The following is a 15,567-nucleotide window of genomic DNA, read 5'->3' on the forward strand; positions in this document are numbered from 1 at the left end:
CAATAATTTCTTACTTTTTCAGACAAAGAGTATCCCAAAAACTTACTTAACTAATCCAAATACTGTTCTCTATCTCCTTGACAAATCTCCCAAAGGATTTCCAACTGTTCTTTTGTCGTCCGCTTAGAAGATAATTCTGGTAAAGATTGGATATCAAAGAAAGCTAACTCTTCTATTTCTGTATTAGGCTGAAAATCTCCATCCTCTATCTGACACTCGAAGACCAGTTTAGCATATTGCTTACTCTGAAATTGAAATTTATTAGTATCAAAAATTGCAAGAAGACGAGAAACTGAAACATTAAATCCCGTTTCTTCTTGGACTTCCTTGACGATATTTTCCTTAGGAGATAGTCCGACTTCACAAAAGCCGCCAGGTAAAGCCCAAGTTTTCTCATTTTTACCCTTGACTAAACAGACTTTTCCGTCTCGAACCAGTACAGCTCGGACATCAATCAAGGGAGTGGCATAAAAATCCGTTGGGCGCAACAACTCTGCCAATTCTTTTCCATCCAAATCTGACCAATCAGCCAGAAGGTGTCCCAAAAGCTGACGGAGTTCTAAGTAACGCTCTCGATCAAATTCATCACGACTAAATGCTAGACCTGTCTCTGTAATAGAAAGGAGACGTTGAATGGTTTTTGCAATTTCTTTAGTTTCCATCTTCCAAGTCCTCTACTAGCTTCGCCAGATTCATAGAATTGCTGCCTTTGAGAAGAATTTGCTCGGCAGGAGTCAGCTTCTCTCTGACAGCTTGTTTCAGCTGTTCAAACTGGTCTTTCTCGTCATTTTTGATAAAGTAATGGACCTTGCCTGGCGGGTAAATCTCCTTGGCATAGTCATAGAGGGCTTCCATGTCCTGTCCATAGAGGAAAAGGTCGGTCACAATTTCTGGATTGAGACTGGTAATCATCGAGCCATGCATGGACTTAGAGTCCGCTCCCAGCTCTTTCATATCCGCCAGCACTGCCAATTTTCGTCCGCCTGGATTAGCCGGAATGGTCGAGAAAGTCTCAAGAATCAAGCGCATGGCTGTTGGATTGGCATTGTAGACATCCGATAGGATATCTGCGCCATTGCCAGCTTTCTTCCACTCCGTTCGATTGCGGGTCAGCTCCAGCTCAGAAAAGGCTTGAGCAATAGCCGCCTCAGATACACCCTCCTGCAGAGCTGCATAGGCTGCAATCATGGCGTTGGTCGCATTGTACTTACCGGTCACAGGCAGGTCAATCCTTTGCTCTAAAAAGTTACATTCAAAGCTCAAGCTGTCCTTGCGCTCTTCCAAGCAAGTCAGGAAGATATCCGCATCAGGGCCAAAGCGAACCAGTTTGCAGTCTGCTGGCAGAAATTCATTGACAATCTTATCCGCCGGAACGATCAAGAGACCATCTTTTCTCAAGCCGTCCGCAATCTGCATCTTGCCTTGGGCAATCTCAGCTCGGCTGCCGAAAAATTCCAAATGGGCTTCTCCGACCAGAGTTACAATGCCTGTCTTAGGTTTGGCAAGTTCCGACAGGAGATGGATATCGCCCAAGTGGTCCTGCCCCATTTCTAAGACAAGTTTCTCTGTGTCCTCAGGCATGTGCAGTACTGTGTAGGGCAGACCGATTTCGTTATTGTAATTGCCCTGGGTCTTATAGGTCTTGTAAGTGGTTGCTAGTAGCTGAGCCAGCATATCCTTGGTTGTCGTTTTACCGTTGGAACCTGTCACCGCCAGCACATCCACCTGCCTCTTTTCCAGATAATACTGGGCCAAGCGCTGAAAGGCCGTCAGGACATCATCGACCAAGATATAAGCCCCCTCTGCCACTGGACGCTCAGATAGGGTGGCAGCAGCACCCTGAGCAAAGGCTGTTGGGATAAAGTCATGGCCATCACGCGCCCCCTTGAGTGGCACAAAAAGGTCACCCGACTCAATCAAGCGGCTGTCAAACTCAGCATTTCTAAGCGCAACATTTTCAAACTGAGTCACATCATTTTTCGCAGATAGGACTTCTGCGATTTCATATAAATATAATTTCATACTTCTTCCTCGTTTTTCGGTTTGCTTGCAAAAAGAAAGGACCGAAAATTTTCAGCCCCTCTATTATATCATATTTTAGAGAAGATGCGCCTCTCTCTTAGCAAATGCCTCTTCAGCTAGGCCAACTAGTTTCTCAATCAAGTCAGGATAGGCCAGCCCCATATTTTCCCAAAGCAATGGATACATAGACCACTGGGTAAAACCTGGCATGGTATTGAGCTCATTAAGGAAGACCTGACCATCTTCTGCATAGAAGAAATCACAGCGGGACAGTCCCAGACCGCCCAGAGCTCGGAAAGCCGCCTCTGCATTTTGACGCATCAGGCTCACCACTTCTTCTGGAATCTTGGCCGGAATATCCATAGTAATTTTATTATCAATGTATTTGGCTTCGTAGTCATAGAATGCTACATCCTTGACCACTTCTCCAGGCAGGGTACTATTGACATCAACATTGCCTAGAAGCCCAACCTCAATCTCGCGAGCCGTTACTCCCTGCTCAACCAGTACCCGGCTGTCATATTTGAAAGCCAGGTCTAGAGAAGCGCGCAGTTCTGCTTGGTTCTCCGATTTAGAAATGCCGACACTGGAGCCCATATTGGAAGGTTTGGTGAAGACTGGATAGGTCAATTTCTCCTCGATTTCCTGGATTTTTTGCTCTAGATCCTCGCCATCGACCAGCGCCACATAAGGCACTTGGGCAATACCTGCCGATTCCAGCACTCGCTTGGTCGTGATTTTATCCATGGCTAGGCTAGAAGATAAAATATTACAGCCGACATAAGGCATTTTGAGCACTTCTAGGAAGCCTTGGATAGAGCCATCTTCGCCCATAGGACCATGCAAGACTGGAAAGACCACTGCTCCATCTTCGTAAATATCGCTAGGCTTAATCTTCCGAGACATGTCCACTGTGGCATTAGTCATCAACTTCTCATCAGCCGCTGGCGTTGCTTCAAATTCCTGAGTTTGGATAAAATCTCCATCCTTGGTGATGAAGTAAGTCTTCACCGAGAATCTATCATAATTGACAGCCCGCATGACGCTCTCAGCTGATAAAACCGAAACTTCCCGCTCTGCACTGCGTCCGCCATACAATAAAATCAATCTTTGTTTTGCCATGATTTTTCCTATCATTTTCTAAAAATAGTACAATTTACAAAAGCTGCCAGCTCGAGAATAATCAAGTTCAAAAGCTTGGTTTTGCATCTACCTAGCTAGTCGATTCTTCTAAGCAGGAGCTTCTGTATCAGTCCGTTTTAGTATATCACAATTCCCAGCATTTTTGAACAGAAAAAAGGACTCTTCCAGCCAGCTAGAGCCAGAAAAATCCTTGATATTTATAATTCCGTCCGATTTTCGATAGCACGAATTAGCGTAACCTCGTCCGCATATTCAATGTCAGAGCCAACCGCCAAACCACGCGCTAGGCGAGTCACCTTAATCCCAGCGGGCTTCAGAACCCGTGAGATGTACATGGAGGTCGCTTCGCCATCCGCAGTCGCATTGGTTGCGACGATCACCTCCGTCACTTCACTATCCATCAAACGAGTAATCAGACTCTTGAGATTGATGTCGTCTGGTCCAACGCCGTTCATAGGCGAAATCAAACCGTGCAGGACATGATAGAGTCCGTGGTATTCCTGGATATTTTCCATGGCTGACACATCTCGGCTGTCCTCAACGATCAAAATAGTTGATTGATCGCGTGACTGGTCTTGGCAGATAGCACAAGGGTCTTCGTCCGTCAGGTTGCCGCAGACAGAGCAGTAGCTCAGCTCACGCTTAGCAGCCAGTAGATTCTTGGCAAATTCATTGACATCATCATCACTCATGCCAATAGTGTAAAAAGCCAGTCGAGTGGCTGTTTTGATGCCAATGCCGGGCAGTTTTGAAAAACTGTCAATCAGCTTGGCAATAGGGGTTGGGTAAAGCATAAAATCCTTTCTCTATTCTCAAAAAATCTCCTCAAACCAGATTGCTGCACTTGAGCACTGACAGCTTTAGATTTCCGTTTGCTGATGATTTTCATTGAGCACTAATTCATAGGGTGTTGTTGATTGTAAAGATTGATAATATCGCGAGTGATACTGTGGCTGACAGTAGAAGATAGGTTCGTATTGTGAGGGAACACCACCGCCACAGCAATCTGCGGCTTCTCACTCGGTGCATAGGACACGACATTGGTATTGATGGCTTCTTTCTTGCCCTTGTCCACAAAGGTCTCAGCCGTACCAGTCTTGGCACTAATTGGCACGCTCTCTCCCTGAGAAATGGTCCGACCAGTCGTAAAGCCGCTGCTGCCATGAACCACTTGATAGAAGCCTTGCTTGATAATGCTCATATCCTCGTCAGAGATATTGACCTGGTTCAGCTCCTTGGTATCAATTTTCTGCACCAAATCACCCAGTCCTCCTTGGTCGCTGTTGCCGTAAATACCTTCAACAATATGCGGAGCCACACGCTTACCATTATTAGCTACTGTTGAGGCATACTGGGCCAGCTGAAGTGTCGTATAGTTGTCAAACTGACCGAACGAATTGGTCAGATAGTTGGCAAAGGTAAACTTGTCTGGAAGGTAGCCTGTGGACTCATTTGGCAGGTCAATACCTGTCGAAGTGCCCAGACCATACTCTGCAAAAGTCGACCGCAGCTTTTTCATGGACGGATCCAGCTCATCAAAATCCAGCTTCATATCCGCTGAGTAAGGCGTTCCCATCATCTTCAGCGCCACCTGCACCATATAGGTATTGGAAGAATATTCCAGGGCCTCTTGGGCTGTGATGGCACGTGAACCGTACTGGGTGAACCAAGAAGTGATACTGTCCGTACCGCCAAAGCTAATCGGCTGGTCTGTCAGAACTTCATTGCCGCTAATGGCATTATTCTCCCAGCCCGAGGTCAATGTTGCAGCCTTGACCACAGATCCCGGAACAAAGACATTGGTCATGGTTCCCAGAGCATCGACAGAGTTTTCTCCCGTTTCCAGATTGTGACGTATGCCTGCCATAGCCAAGACAGCGCCGGTATTTGGATCCATAGCTACGGCATAGACACCCTCAGAGTATGTCGCATTGCCACTAGCTAACTCCGCATTAAAGGCATTTTTGAGAATGTCCTCCACTCCCTGCTGGAAGTTCAAGTCCACCGTCAGCTTGAGATTGTCGCCCTTACTGCCGTCAGAAATATTTTCCACACTCTCCATATTACCATTTTTGTCCAGATGAATCTCTTTCTCAGCTCGCTTGCCTTGCAGGACTGATTCATACTGCTTTTCCAGATAGGAGGTCCCCACCCGGTCATTGAGAGAGTAGCCTTTTTTCAGGTAATCATCCACTTCCTCAGCCGGAAGTCCAGTCTTTTCTGTCGAGATATTACCCACGATAGAAGCCAGCGAAGTATCCAAGACCTTGCGGTCCCAGCCCGTTGAAACACTGATACCCGGCAGCTCTTTGCTGCTGGAAGCCAGTACAGCTACCTGCTCTGTTGTTAGCGCATCTGTCTGGATGGTACCCGTCGCAAAGTTGGAAATTGCATTCATCTGACTAAAGAGAACAATGGCCTTCTTTTCCTCATCCGTATAGCCCAGCTGCTTAGGGTCAATGCTCTCAGCTGCCGCCTTATAGATTTTGGACTCAGGCAGGCGGTTGCCGTCTGTATCAAACTTCTTGTCCTTGGGCAGCTTTTCCACCACTTCCTGATAGACTGCGCTGTCCGCCAAATAATAATCCACTTCTTGGCGGTCTGTCACCTCTGTATCGCTGACACTGACATAGGTCAGGAGCTTTTGAGCTGTCGCTCGAATCTCCCCAGCCGTCAGACGATTATCCCGTGTATAGGTCACCACCTGCTTGGTCGTATTTTCCACCAAGGGCTTGCCAGTAGCATCATAAATCTGCCCACGCACTGAGCTAGTGGTAATCTTGGTCTTGCTGGCCTTGGCCAACTTATCCGTATAAAAGTCCTGATTGACCACCTGCATATAGCCCAGACGGGCAATCAAGGCTAAAAACAAAAACATCACGATTCCAAACAGCAGATAAAGCCTTCTGGTGATGGAATGACTGTCAAATTTTCTCTTCTTCCTTGCCATTTTCTCTCTCATTCTAGTAAAAGTTCTGACCTTTATTTTACCATAAATCCAGCTTGATGAATGTTTCAAAACTGATAGAAAATCTGAAAATGTGGACGAGTTAAGAGGAAATCCGCTAAACCTCGGAACAGAAAAGACTTGCCGGCTAGGCTTCCAGCAATCCTTGTCCTTCCTCTCTGGAAAAGCAAAGAACCTGAGAATAATCTCAGATTCCTTTAAGCTTATTTTCCAAGGTAGTATTCTTTTACTACGTTCAATTTTTCGTCGAATTCGAATACCAATGGTGGGAAGTTTGGAATTTCCACATCCATGATTTCATCGTCAGACAGTTGTTTGATGTGCTTCACAAGAGCACGGATAGAGTTACCGTGTGCACCTACAAAGACATTTTTGCCATCTTTCAAAGCTGGAGCAATTTTATCTTCCCAGAATGGAAGGGCACGTTCCAAAGTCACTTTCAAGTTTTCAGCATCTGGAATTACTGAGTCGTCAAGTGAAGCATAACGACGGTCAGTGTGTGCTGAGTACTCATCATCACGTGGCATTGCTGGAGGCAATACATCGTATGAACGACGCCAGATATGCACTTGCTCATCACCAAATTGCTCAGCTGCTTCTGCCTTGTTTTTACCAGTCAGTCCGCCATAGTGACGCTCGTTCAAGCGCCATGATTTTTCAACTGGTACCCAAAGCTGATCAGCCGCTTCCAAAGCAAGGTTAGTTGTCTTAATCGCACGCTTCAATACTGAAGTGTAAGCTTGGTCAAACTCGATACCAGCTTCTTTAATCAGTTTACCAGCATCGATTGCTTGCTGTGTACCTTTTTCAGACAAGTCAACATCAGCCCAACCAGTGAAAAGGTTAGCTTTGTTCCATTCAGACTCACCGTGGCGAGCAAAAACTAATTTTACCATTAGATGGATTCTCCTTTTATTTTTCGAGGCAGTCCCCGTTTATCTATTCTATTTTACAAAATTTTCGCCTAAAAAGCTAGCCTATTTCGTCAAATCAGACGTTTTTCAGCAAGAAAGCTTGTAAAGATTTATCAATTTCAATGACTCCTCATTCAAAATCCATAAAATCATCATGCTCATAATAGTAAAGCAGAGCCTGTAAACACTCTTGATCAGTCGCTTCTGCTTTCTGCTCCATGACTGACAAGAGAACATCCGCAAAATCTTCACCGTAATAAATCAGCTCCAGCTCTTGCTCCCTTACTTGTCTAGGATAAACATCCTTATTGTCCACTACTTGAAGATAATCAGCAAGCAAGTAGCTGTCCTGAAAATTCAGTTTTCCATTTTCCTTAGCATATAAACAGAAATCATCATCTAGCTCTTCCGATTTTACAGCCTGAATGATATCTTTTAAGTCATAGGTTTGGTTTTTCTTCATTGGTCAAAAGTCCCTTTCCATTCATAGGCCGGATAAGCGCCTAGACACTGATAGCCCAAGCTTTCTGCGACCTTCTTGGAAGCTTCATTGTGCGCATCCCAGAGAGGAAAGAGCGAGCGATGCTGCGCTTCTATAATCATCCGGGCACCCAAGATTTTGGCCAAGCCCTGCCTTTGGTAGGCTGGCTTGGTAGCAATTTCAATCTCAAGAGCTCCATGATAGACCAATCCTGTCGATACAGCAGCGATGATTTCCTCTCCTGAATATACTAAAAAACCAAAGCCACCCGACGCTTGAAAATGGTCAAAATCGGAAAAATCACCCTGCAAATCCTGAGACCAAACTTCCCCAGCCAAACGCTCATAACTTTCCTTATCAATCGGACAAAGGTAGTAGTTTGCAGGTAGCCTGCGCAGCCATTTCTCCAAAGCCTCTGTATCAAAATCAGCCCTATCCAAAAAAGCATAGCGAGTAAACTGCTGCAACTCACTCTGACTATCAAAAAATTCTCGCCAGCTAGGCTCCTCGGAGATAATGACCTTGTCAGCTAAACTATATTTTTTACTAAATTCCTGCCACAAATTCGGATCCACCTGACCAGCCGGAAAGAGGAAATTTCCTAGTTGGTAAAGGCAGGATGTCTCAGGCGCGTTCATAAAGAACTGCCCTAGACCAGCAGATAAGCCATAGTGAACCATGTTTTTGGTCCAAGTTTGGAAAAGGTTCTTAGGTTTTTTCATTGTTCGTATCCTTCATTCACTTACTTCAAACTCCAACCACCGTCGATTTTGATAATCTCGCCCTGCATAGCAGCTGCCTTACCACTGGCTAGAAAGAGGCTGACATCTGCCACTTCCTGAGGATCCAGCCAGCGCTTGATTGGCGTTTCCTCAGCAACCCAGTCTGCCAGTCCGCCTGGCTCAAAATCTGCGGCAGTCATGTTTGTCTTGACAGCGCCCGGCGCCAGGCCAAAGACTTGGATATTTTTATCCGCATAGTCCAAGGCTATCTGCTTGGTCAGACCAGCCAGAGCATGCTTAGAGGCTGTATAGGCAGCACCACCACCGCCAGCCAGAAAACTAGCAATCGAGCACATATTAATGATGATACCAGACTTTTTCTCCAGCATTTTCTGCAGGTAAAAGCGAGTGATTTTCATGGTAGCGGTTAGATTAAGCGCAAAAATCTGCTCCCAGTCCTCATCACTGGTCTCGTGCAGGGGACGATAATCGTCTAAAATACCTGCTGTATTACAGAGAATGTCCACCTCAGGCAAGCTAGTGAAGAGCGGTGTCAAATCACCTGTCAAATCCAGCTTGACAAAACGCAGCTCATTTAGAAAACCAGGATTTTCATCCTTGTCCACCCCATAAACCCGGTAGCCATTTTCCAAAAAGGTCAGAGCCTGAGCTCGGCCGATGCCAGAGCTAGCTCCCGTCACCAGTACCGTCTTAGTCATCTACTTCCACCCAATCTGTCGCGAGCACATCACAAGGAGTCGGACTCCACATGGAGAAGCCCTCCCCTTCGCCTGAAACATTGATGAGGAAATAAGGTGTCACTTCAAGAGCCACCCCATTCTGCTCAATCGTGTCAAAGAGCTGGACGTAGTTTTCCGCTCCGCCCCAGCCTACACGCACATATTTTTTCTTGGCCTTAAGGCCTGGTAAAATTTCTTCAAATGTCATGGTTTTCTCCTTTGTTTATTGGTAATCTTTGACAAATTCCCTACTAGCCGTCAGTAGTCATAAGTATACTGAACGACTTTTTCTTGACTATCAACAATTTTATCTGCTGCTTTGCAATAAAGTCTAAAATTAGACATTCTTCTCCATCTCCACAAAGAGATGAATATCGCCATTGCTTTCCTGCGGGATGCGCCTCACCACTTCAAAGCCCATGTTGAGATAAAGCTGCTGGGCTCGGTGATTGAAGTCTGCCACGGATAGCCTTAGGACTTGGGGCGCAAATTTTTTCTTGATAAAGTCCAGAATTTCCTGCAAAAATGCCGCGCCCTGACCTTTTCCGCAGTGCTCCGGCCTCATCCCCAAACCAAGCTCCAAAGTTCGCTCTCCTTTCTGCTCTAAGCAGAAAAATCCATAGAGTTCCCCTTCTCTCAGGACTTGAAAATAACGATCCCCACGCGCTTCAGGGGAGACCATTTCTTCATAATCCTCCAAGTCATTTTTCAAATCATAAAAGTCATAAGGCGCCTCATAGTGCCAATCCTTGGCAATTTCTAAAGCATATTGCTGAGTTAGCGGTTCAATCATCATCTACTCCTCTTTCCTCTATAATCCCCAATAAAAGCGTTTTTGGTCTGCTTTTTCGCTGCAGCCAAGACTGCGATAGAATTCGTGGGCAGCTGCGCGGGAAATGCCTGAATTAATCCGAATTCCTGTGTAGCCTGCTGCTTTTCCCTCTTCACGCAAAGCTTGCATCAGAGCTCTGCCATGTCCCTGCCCTTGAAAATCCTGAGCGACGGCCAAAGCCAAGAGATTGAGCAAGGACGGGAAATAGAGACAGTCGTATCTAGCCGCATGAGCGTAACCTATGACCTGTCCGCTTTCTTCAACTACCAGAATCAAATGCTGGTCATTCTCTAGCAGCCTCTTCAGTTGCGCTTCCGTCGCTTCCCTATCGAAATCGTAGCCTAGGCACTCAGCATTAAGCCACTGAATAGCTGCAGCGTCTCTTAGTTTTATCTTACGAATCATCTGTCACCTCGTTCTTCTCTTTATTATAGCAGAAAAGCAGTCTCTTTGACTGCTTTCAATGAACTATTCTCCTATCTGTCCCTTCAACCAAGACTCCGCCTCTTCTAAAGGCTGGTCTGTTAGGGCATCGGGCTGGATTGCCTCATTCTCATAAAGCTTGCCCGTACGATCTAGGATACTCGAGGTAGTCAAGAGTAAAACTGCTCCATCATACAGTTGATAATAATTATTTCCCGTAGTATAGCTTGCCGTTGGCTGACCAAAAATTTTAACATTTTCAAGTCCCTTAAAAGCTAAAACAGTCATCTCCCCTGAGCTTCCTGTACGTTCATTGGCAAGGACGGCTATTGGCACTTTCTTTGCTTTCTCATCAGTCTGCTCCAGACCAAGCTGCTTAAGGATATCTGATCGAGAAACCGCGCTCTTGCTTCCATTTTTATAAACGAATTGAAAGAGGTCTTCATCAGGCAAAAGAGAGGACAGTCCAGCAATCATCGGATACATATTCCCACCGGTATTATCTCTCAAATCCACTACAACCGCCTGATAGTCATCCTTTTTAAGAGCTGCTGACAGTTTGTTTGCATAAGCCTTCGCTGCCTGTGCATCACCAGTGAAAGCAGGAACTTTTAAATAGAGAATCCCCTCCCGATTCTGCACTTCAGGCTGATTTTTACTTTCCAGACTATTTTCGGGATTATCCTGTGGACTTAAAAAATAAGAATGCTTCCCGCCAGCCTCTTTGGTTAATTTTTCCAAGACAGGATAGGTGTCTTGATAAGTCTTGGCTGATTCAAGCTTCTCCAAGGCTTTCTTCTTCTCATTTTCCCAATCTTTGTCCGTATAAAGACCAAAATCAAGCTTTTTCACAACCGAGCGAGCGTAGTCTTGCGGACTAGGCGGAAAAAGAAAAATGCCGTAGTCTGGACCAAAGTAGGCCAGAAAACCTATTAAAAGAGCAAGCAAAACCAGTACTGTCCCCAAGCAACCTAAAAGGACTTTTTTCATAATTGCACAACCTTTCTTGTGAGGATTCCTGAGCTGATTATAGCAAAATAGAGACCTGTTTTCCATGTCTCTACCTTACATTTATCATCGTCAATCTTACATTTTTGTAAGATGATTTCGTTTAAATCTACAAAAGCTTATTTCCATCTCTCACTCTTGGAAAATGCAATCATCAAACCAGACCCAGCCAGAACTGCCAGAATAACAAGACAGATATTTTTCAGTGGATAGAGCCAGTCTTTATTTTTCTCATGCCAAGTTGTCTTCCAAAGCCCGACATAATCAGCATTCATATCTTCGGGCTGGTTCAGCTGAATATTAATCACAATCGCCAATAAGATCAGGGCGATAAAAGCAAGGGTAAAGAGCCAGATTTTCTTCTTTTGGCTTAGGTTAAGTTTTTTCATTCTTTTCTATTTCTTCTTTCTCTTTAATATCAATACTTTATCCCTACTTCTCTTTTACAGCGATTTCAGAGTTTCGATAACCATAAAATCCATAGATAAGACTTCCCAGCGCTAGGGCAATTCCAAAGGCCTGCCAGGTTTCCTTAGTATACTGGGTCATAAAGGACAGGCAGATGATAATGGACAAAATCGGTGTCAGAGGTACCAGAGGTGTTTTAAATTCCCCAGCTTTGGGCATTCCTTGATCTTTCCGCAATTTCAAGACAGCCAGTGCCAATAAAATCAGATAGGCCAAGGTACAGATATTGAGGAAAGAAGCGATGCTAGCCAAGGGGAAGATACCGGCACAAACAGCCGAGGCAATCCCTACTAAAATCGTTGCATTCTTTGGCACCCGACTGGTCTCTGTCAATTTCTTGAAAGAGCGAGGCAAGAGACCATCACGTGCAATACTGTAAATCATCCGCGACAGGGCGTAGGTCATGGAGATGCAGACCGTAATCAGAGTCAAAATAGCGACGACAGAGATATAGTTAGCTGCCCAGCCAAGTCCGACGCTGCGCAAGGCAAAGGCTACCGCATCTGAAACATCCAGCTTGCTATAGTGGACAATCCCAGTCAAGACCAAGGTCACCAAAATATAGAGAATGGTCACAATGCTCAAAGATAAAACAATCCCACGCGGAACGTTCTTTTGGGGCTCTTTGATTTCATCGACCGCCATGGAAATGGACTCAAAGCCAAGAAAGGCAAAGAACATGAGTGAAGCCCCGGCCATGATGCCGACCTTACCGCCATAAATTTCTCCGAAGCCAAAAGGTGAAAAGTTAGACCAATTTTCTGGTTTGATGAAGAAAAATCCTGCAATGATAAAGATTGCCAAGGCTGAGAATTTCAAGACCACCAAGGCTGAGTTGAAGCGCAGGGCTGCCTTTGAGTTCAAAAGGACAACACCTGTAACGAAGACCAAGACCAGAATAGGCAGCAAGTCCACATAAGTACCTGCTTTTGGATTGAAGGTGCCATTCAGAGCTGCCGGCAGTTGGATGCCAAAGCCGCTCAGCAAGCCCTTCAGATAAGAACCCCAGCCAGAGGCAACACCTGAAATAGCGGTCATGAACTCCATGATGGTCAGCCAGCCAGCCAGCCAAGCAGGAAATTCTCCCAGAACCGCATAGATATAACTGTAGGCTCCGCCATTGGCCGGAATCCGTGAAGCAAACTCAGCGTAAAAAAGGGCCGAAATACTCACACAAAGAGCTGAAATGACAATCGAAACAGTCAGAGCAGGCCCAGCATATTTGGCTGCTCCAGTCCCTGTGATGGTGAAAATCCCAGTTCCTACCATGGCTCCAATACCAAGCAAAATTAAATCAGGAATTTTCAAGTGACGGCGCATGCCCGTTCTGTCCTTACTGGCATCTTTTTTTCTAAAAATATTCATCTATTTTTATTCTCCTAATTGCATTGACGTCCTATTTTATCATATTTCCACGCTTTTAGGAATCTTTCTCAGAAATTTTCCGAGAAAAGAAAGGCTGAGAGAAATCTCAGCCTAAGTCTTTAAAATAGATGAAAGGTATATGAAGCCTGTCTCTACTATCACATGGCCACAATTTTGCGATAGCTGCGAGAAGTAATGAGAAAGACACCGACATATACTGCAATAAACAGAGCGCAAACACCCAGAGTCACCACTAACATGAGACTTGCGTTGAGCACGCCCAACATCTGTAAAATGAGACTGAGCATGTGATAGGCAAAAGCCAAATGAAGGAAAGCAAAGATTAGAGGCAAGAAGAAGACAGTCTGTACCTGTTTACGAATGGTCTTTCTAGTCTGCTGCTCGTCTAAGCCGACTTTCTGCAGGATGATGAAGCGATCACGGTCTTCGTAACCTTCGGAAATTTGCTTGTAGTAGATAACCAGCACTGTTCCCATCATGAAGACAATAGAGAGGAAAATCCCTATAAAGAAGACACCACCCAGCATACCCTTAATCTCAAGTATGCCAATCACACCAGTCTGACCGTGGACACCTCCAGCACCTTCTGGTAGGGACTGGTTGTAGTCCGCCATTTTCTTTTGATAGATTGTATCCAGCTTAGCCTTTTCATCTTCTGATGCTTCAATATCCAGACTACCATAGAGTACAGGATTAATAGCTTGCTGCTCCATCTGCGGAGCTAAGAGTTGACTAGGATCCTTGGCTACTAGATACAGCCCTTTAGGAATGATAATATTATACTCATCTGGAATCTTGTGAAAGATAAAATCTTCAGATAGGACTTTCTTAATCGTCAAGTTTTGGCCAGCCAGCTGGAGAGGCTGCTTATAATCCAGCTCCACTCCCTTGTTAAAGACAGCAATCTCATTTTCCTGCAAAGACAGATCCTTTCCTGTCAGCTTTTCGTAATCCTCGCTGGAAAACATCAAGATATAGGTATTGGGTGACACAGTCCATTGTCCCTTAGGATAAATATCTAGACTGTTACCCTCTTTCTTCTTGACACCCATTGAATAAAACTGATAGGTCTCCTGTTGCTTGACCTTCAGCTGATTCTCTGCTACAAACTCTGTCAAGACCTGATCCAGCTGTTCTTTTTTTGCATTCACACCGCCATTGATAGAGAAATCATGCGGAAACATAAGTTTCTGCATAAATTCCGCGCCAGAATAGATGTTCATACCGGCAGAGAAGGTCACTAGAACCATTGTCGATAGGATGGAAATAGTAGCCAGCCCCACTGCATTTTTCTTCATACGGTAAATAAGATTTGAGACGGAAATCATATTATTGGGCTGGTAGTAATACTTTTTGTTCTTTTGCAGAAGCTGCAGAAAGACTGTAATACCAGCGTTAAAGAGCAGGTAGGTTCCTAAAATGACCAAGAGGACTGCTCCAAAAAAGATGAAGATTGCTTCCATAGGATTACGCACAGTCTGAGCCAGATAGTAGCCGTAGAGCAGAGCTGCCAGACCAATAAAGGTCTGTGGCAGTAAAAACCGGCTCTTCTTCTCTCCGCTAGCCTTTTCCTTAGCCATCTTCAGAGAATCAAAACGCAGAATTCGCCAACCATTAACAAAGACCAAGCCTGCAAAAATAAAGCCATAGAAAATAAAAACAAGAATCAAGACCGGTAGCTGGAAAGTTGAAACCAAAACCACCTTGGTACCCATGAGCTTGAGCAAAAAGGCATAAATCAGCTGGTCAAAGAGAACACCAATAGTCAGCCCCAAGCTTACAGCCACTAGCCCGAAGATTAGTAGCTCAATAAAGGTCATAACAAAGAGATGACTCTTATTAAGACCTAGCATACCATAAAGCCCTAGCTCCTTGGAGCGATTCTTCATAACAAATTGATTGGCATAAAAGACAATAATTCCAGCTGTGATGTTCACAATAACGACTCCTAGGACCAAAACGAGGATAACAGAGCTGGCCCCTGTCATTTTGGATAGATTGGGATTAAAAGCCAAGGAGTTGAAAATATAAGAAATGGCTACAGCCACACAGGTAGCCAGTGCAAAAGGATAATAGAGACGGCGGTTCTTAATCAGATTGGATACCGCCAATTTTGCTGCTAATCGAAACACTAGTCCTTCACCTCACTTGCCATAACTGTCAGAGTATCGGAAATCTCTTGGAACATCTGCCGCTCGGTCTTGTCGCCGCGGAAGATTTGATTATAAAGAATCCCATCCTTGATAAAGAGCACCCGCTTGGCGCGGCTAGCCGCCGCCGTTGAGTGAGTCACCATGAGAATGGTTTGACCGCGGGCATTAATGTCGTCAAAGACATCCAGCAACGCCGCTGAAGACTTGGAATCCAAGGCTCCCGTCGGCTCGTCCGCCAGCAGAATCTCAGGGTCTGTGATGATGGCCCGAGCCACTGCAACCCGCTGCTTCTGACCACCGGAAATCT

17 protein-coding genes are annotated in these 15,567 nt (G+C 45.2%); all 17 read right to left on the minus strand.

Going from position 1 to position 15,567, the window contains the following annotated elements; genetic code table 11:
- Positions 1-50 precede the first annotated feature (50 nt).
- Positions 51-662 (minus strand): NUDIX hydrolase N-terminal domain-containing protein, encoded by a 612-nt coding sequence (locus AX677_RS04590; RefSeq protein WP_060976322.1) that lies wholly within the window; start codon positions 660-662, stop codon positions 51-53.
- Positions 652-2,022: a UDP-N-acetylmuramoyl-tripeptide--D-alanyl-D-alanine ligase gene (gene murF, locus AX677_RS04595; RefSeq protein ID WP_060976323.1), complete on the minus strand. Its 1,371-nt coding sequence runs from the start codon at positions 2,020-2,022 to the stop codon at positions 652-654. The genes AX677_RS04590 and murF overlap by 11 nt, the downstream gene beginning before the upstream one ends.
- Before the next feature lie 75 nt (positions 2,023-2,097).
- Entirely contained in the window at positions 2,098-3,144 is a 1,047-nt protein-coding gene (locus tag AX677_RS04600; protein WP_060976324.1) for a D-alanine--D-alanine ligase, read from the minus strand.
- Positions 3,145-3,362: 218 nt separating this feature from the next.
- Positions 3,363-3,959 carry a recombination mediator RecR gene (gene recR, locus AX677_RS04605; protein ID WP_002897999.1) on the minus strand — a complete coding sequence of 199 codons (597 nt, stop codon included), beginning with the start codon at positions 3,957-3,959 and terminating at the stop codon, positions 3,363-3,365.
- Between the two features lie 101 nt (positions 3,960-4,060).
- Entirely contained in the window at positions 4,061-6,127 is a 2,067-nt protein-coding gene (gene pbp2b / locus AX677_RS04610) for a penicillin-binding protein PBP2B (RefSeq protein ID WP_082730235.1), read from the minus strand.
- Positions 6,128-6,336: 209 nt separating this feature from the next.
- The gene (locus AX677_RS04615; protein WP_002896114.1) at positions 6,337-7,029 is read right to left on the minus strand and encodes a phosphoglycerate mutase; all 693 of its coding nucleotides are present in this window, start codon (positions 7,027-7,029) and stop codon (positions 6,337-6,339) included.
- Positions 7,030-7,177: 148 nt separating this feature from the next.
- Positions 7,178-7,510: a hypothetical protein gene (locus AX677_RS04620; protein ID WP_060976326.1), complete on the minus strand. Its 333-nt coding sequence runs from the start codon at positions 7,508-7,510 to the stop codon at positions 7,178-7,180.
- Positions 7,507-8,250: a GNAT family N-acetyltransferase gene (locus AX677_RS04625; protein WP_060976327.1), complete on the minus strand. Its 744-nt coding sequence runs from the start codon at positions 8,248-8,250 to the stop codon at positions 7,507-7,509. The genes AX677_RS04620 and AX677_RS04625 overlap by 4 nt, the downstream gene beginning before the upstream one ends.
- A 20-nt stretch (positions 8,251-8,270) precedes the next feature.
- Positions 8,271-8,969: a 3-oxoacyl-ACP reductase gene (locus AX677_RS04630; RefSeq protein ID WP_060976328.1), complete on the minus strand. Its 699-nt coding sequence runs from the start codon at positions 8,967-8,969 to the stop codon at positions 8,271-8,273.
- The gene (locus AX677_RS04635) at positions 8,962-9,198 is read right to left on the minus strand and encodes a DUF2829 domain-containing protein (RefSeq protein ID WP_060976329.1); all 237 of its coding nucleotides are present in this window, start codon (positions 9,196-9,198) and stop codon (positions 8,962-8,964) included. The genes AX677_RS04630 and AX677_RS04635 overlap by 8 nt, the downstream gene beginning before the upstream one ends.
- A gap of 129 nt (positions 9,199-9,327) precedes the next feature.
- A complete protein-coding gene (locus AX677_RS04640) occupies positions 9,328-9,786 on the minus strand; it encodes a GNAT family N-acetyltransferase (protein ID WP_060976330.1) in 459 nt (152 codons plus the stop codon).
- Between the two features lie 15 nt (positions 9,787-9,801).
- On the minus strand, positions 9,802-10,227 hold the full coding sequence (locus AX677_RS04645) for a GNAT family N-acetyltransferase (protein WP_060976331.1): 426 nt from the start codon (positions 10,225-10,227) through the stop codon (positions 9,802-9,804).
- A gap of 63 nt (positions 10,228-10,290) precedes the next feature.
- Positions 10,291-11,301, minus strand: coding sequence for a S41 family peptidase (locus tag AX677_RS04650; RefSeq protein WP_060976332.1), 1,011 nt, complete (start codon positions 11,299-11,301; stop codon positions 10,291-10,293).
- Between the two features lie 71 nt (positions 11,302-11,372).
- Positions 11,373-11,642 carry a hypothetical protein gene (locus AX677_RS04655; RefSeq protein WP_060976333.1) on the minus strand — a complete coding sequence of 90 codons (270 nt, stop codon included), beginning with the start codon at positions 11,640-11,642 and terminating at the stop codon, positions 11,373-11,375.
- A gap of 43 nt (positions 11,643-11,685) precedes the next feature.
- Positions 11,686-13,086 carry an amino acid permease gene (locus AX677_RS04660; protein ID WP_060976334.1) on the minus strand — a complete coding sequence of 467 codons (1,401 nt, stop codon included), beginning with the start codon at positions 13,084-13,086 and terminating at the stop codon, positions 11,686-11,688.
- 158 nt (positions 13,087-13,244) lie between these two features.
- Positions 13,245-15,239, minus strand: a complete 1,995-nt coding sequence (locus AX677_RS04665) for an ABC transporter permease (RefSeq protein ID WP_060976335.1) — start codon at positions 15,237-15,239, stop codon at positions 13,245-13,247.
- Positions 15,239-15,567: ATP-binding cassette domain-containing protein (locus AX677_RS04670; protein WP_156445984.1), on the minus strand; the 329-nt coding region annotated here is incomplete at its 5' end. The genes AX677_RS04665 and AX677_RS04670, both read right to left, overlap by 1 nt.

It is taken from the genome of Streptococcus sp. CCH8-C6 (assembly GCF_001557225.1).
In the GTDB taxonomy this organism is placed as follows: Bacteria; Bacillota; Bacilli; order Lactobacillales; family Streptococcaceae; genus Streptococcus; species Streptococcus sanguinis_C.

Bases quoted from the DNA above. Each gene is read 5' to 3' on its own strand.
- AX677_RS04590 (WP_060976322.1), bottom strand. From the start codon at position 662: ATGGAAACTAAAGAAATTGCAAAAACCATTCAACGTCTCCTTTCTATT.
- murF (WP_060976323.1), bottom strand. From the start codon at position 2,022: ATGAAATTATATTTATATGAAATCGCAGAAGTCCTATCTGCGAAAAAT.
- AX677_RS04600 (WP_060976324.1), bottom strand. From the start codon at position 3,144: ATGGCAAAACAAAGATTGATTTTATTGTATGGCGGACGCAGTGCAGAG.
- recR (WP_002897999.1), bottom strand. From the start codon at position 3,959: ATGCTTTACCCAACCCCTATTGCCAAGCTGATTGACAGTTTTTCAAAA.
- pbp2b (WP_082730235.1), bottom strand. From the start codon at position 6,127: ATGAGAGAGAAAATGGCAAGGAAGAAGAGAAAATTTGACAGTCATTCC.
- AX677_RS04615 (WP_002896114.1), bottom strand. From the start codon at position 7,029: ATGGTAAAATTAGTTTTTGCTCGCCACGGTGAGTCTGAATGGAACAAA.
- AX677_RS04620 (WP_060976326.1), bottom strand. From the start codon at position 7,510: ATGAAGAAAAACCAAACCTATGACTTAAAAGATATCATTCAGGCTGTA.
- AX677_RS04625 (WP_060976327.1), bottom strand. From the start codon at position 8,250: ATGAAAAAACCTAAGAACCTTTTCCAAACTTGGACCAAAAACATGGTT.
- AX677_RS04630 (WP_060976328.1), bottom strand. From the start codon at position 8,969: ATGACTAAGACGGTACTGGTGACGGGAGCTAGCTCTGGCATCGGCCGA.
- AX677_RS04635 (WP_060976329.1), bottom strand. From the start codon at position 9,198: ATGACATTTGAAGAAATTTTACCAGGCCTTAAGGCCAAGAAAAAATAT.
- AX677_RS04640 (WP_060976330.1), bottom strand. From the start codon at position 9,786: ATGATGATTGAACCGCTAACTCAGCAATATGCTTTAGAAATTGCCAAG.
- AX677_RS04645 (WP_060976331.1), bottom strand. From the start codon at position 10,227: ATGATTCGTAAGATAAAACTAAGAGACGCTGCAGCTATTCAGTGGCTT.
- AX677_RS04650 (WP_060976332.1), bottom strand. From the start codon at position 11,301: ATGGAAAACAGGTCTCTATTTTGCTATAATCAGCTCAGGAATCCTCAC.
- AX677_RS04655 (WP_060976333.1), bottom strand. From the start codon at position 11,642: ATGAAAAAACTTAACCTAAGCCAAAAGAAGAAAATCTGGCTCTTTACC.
- AX677_RS04660 (WP_060976334.1), bottom strand. From the start codon at position 13,086: ATGAATATTTTTAGAAAAAAAGATGCCAGTAAGGACAGAACGGGCATG.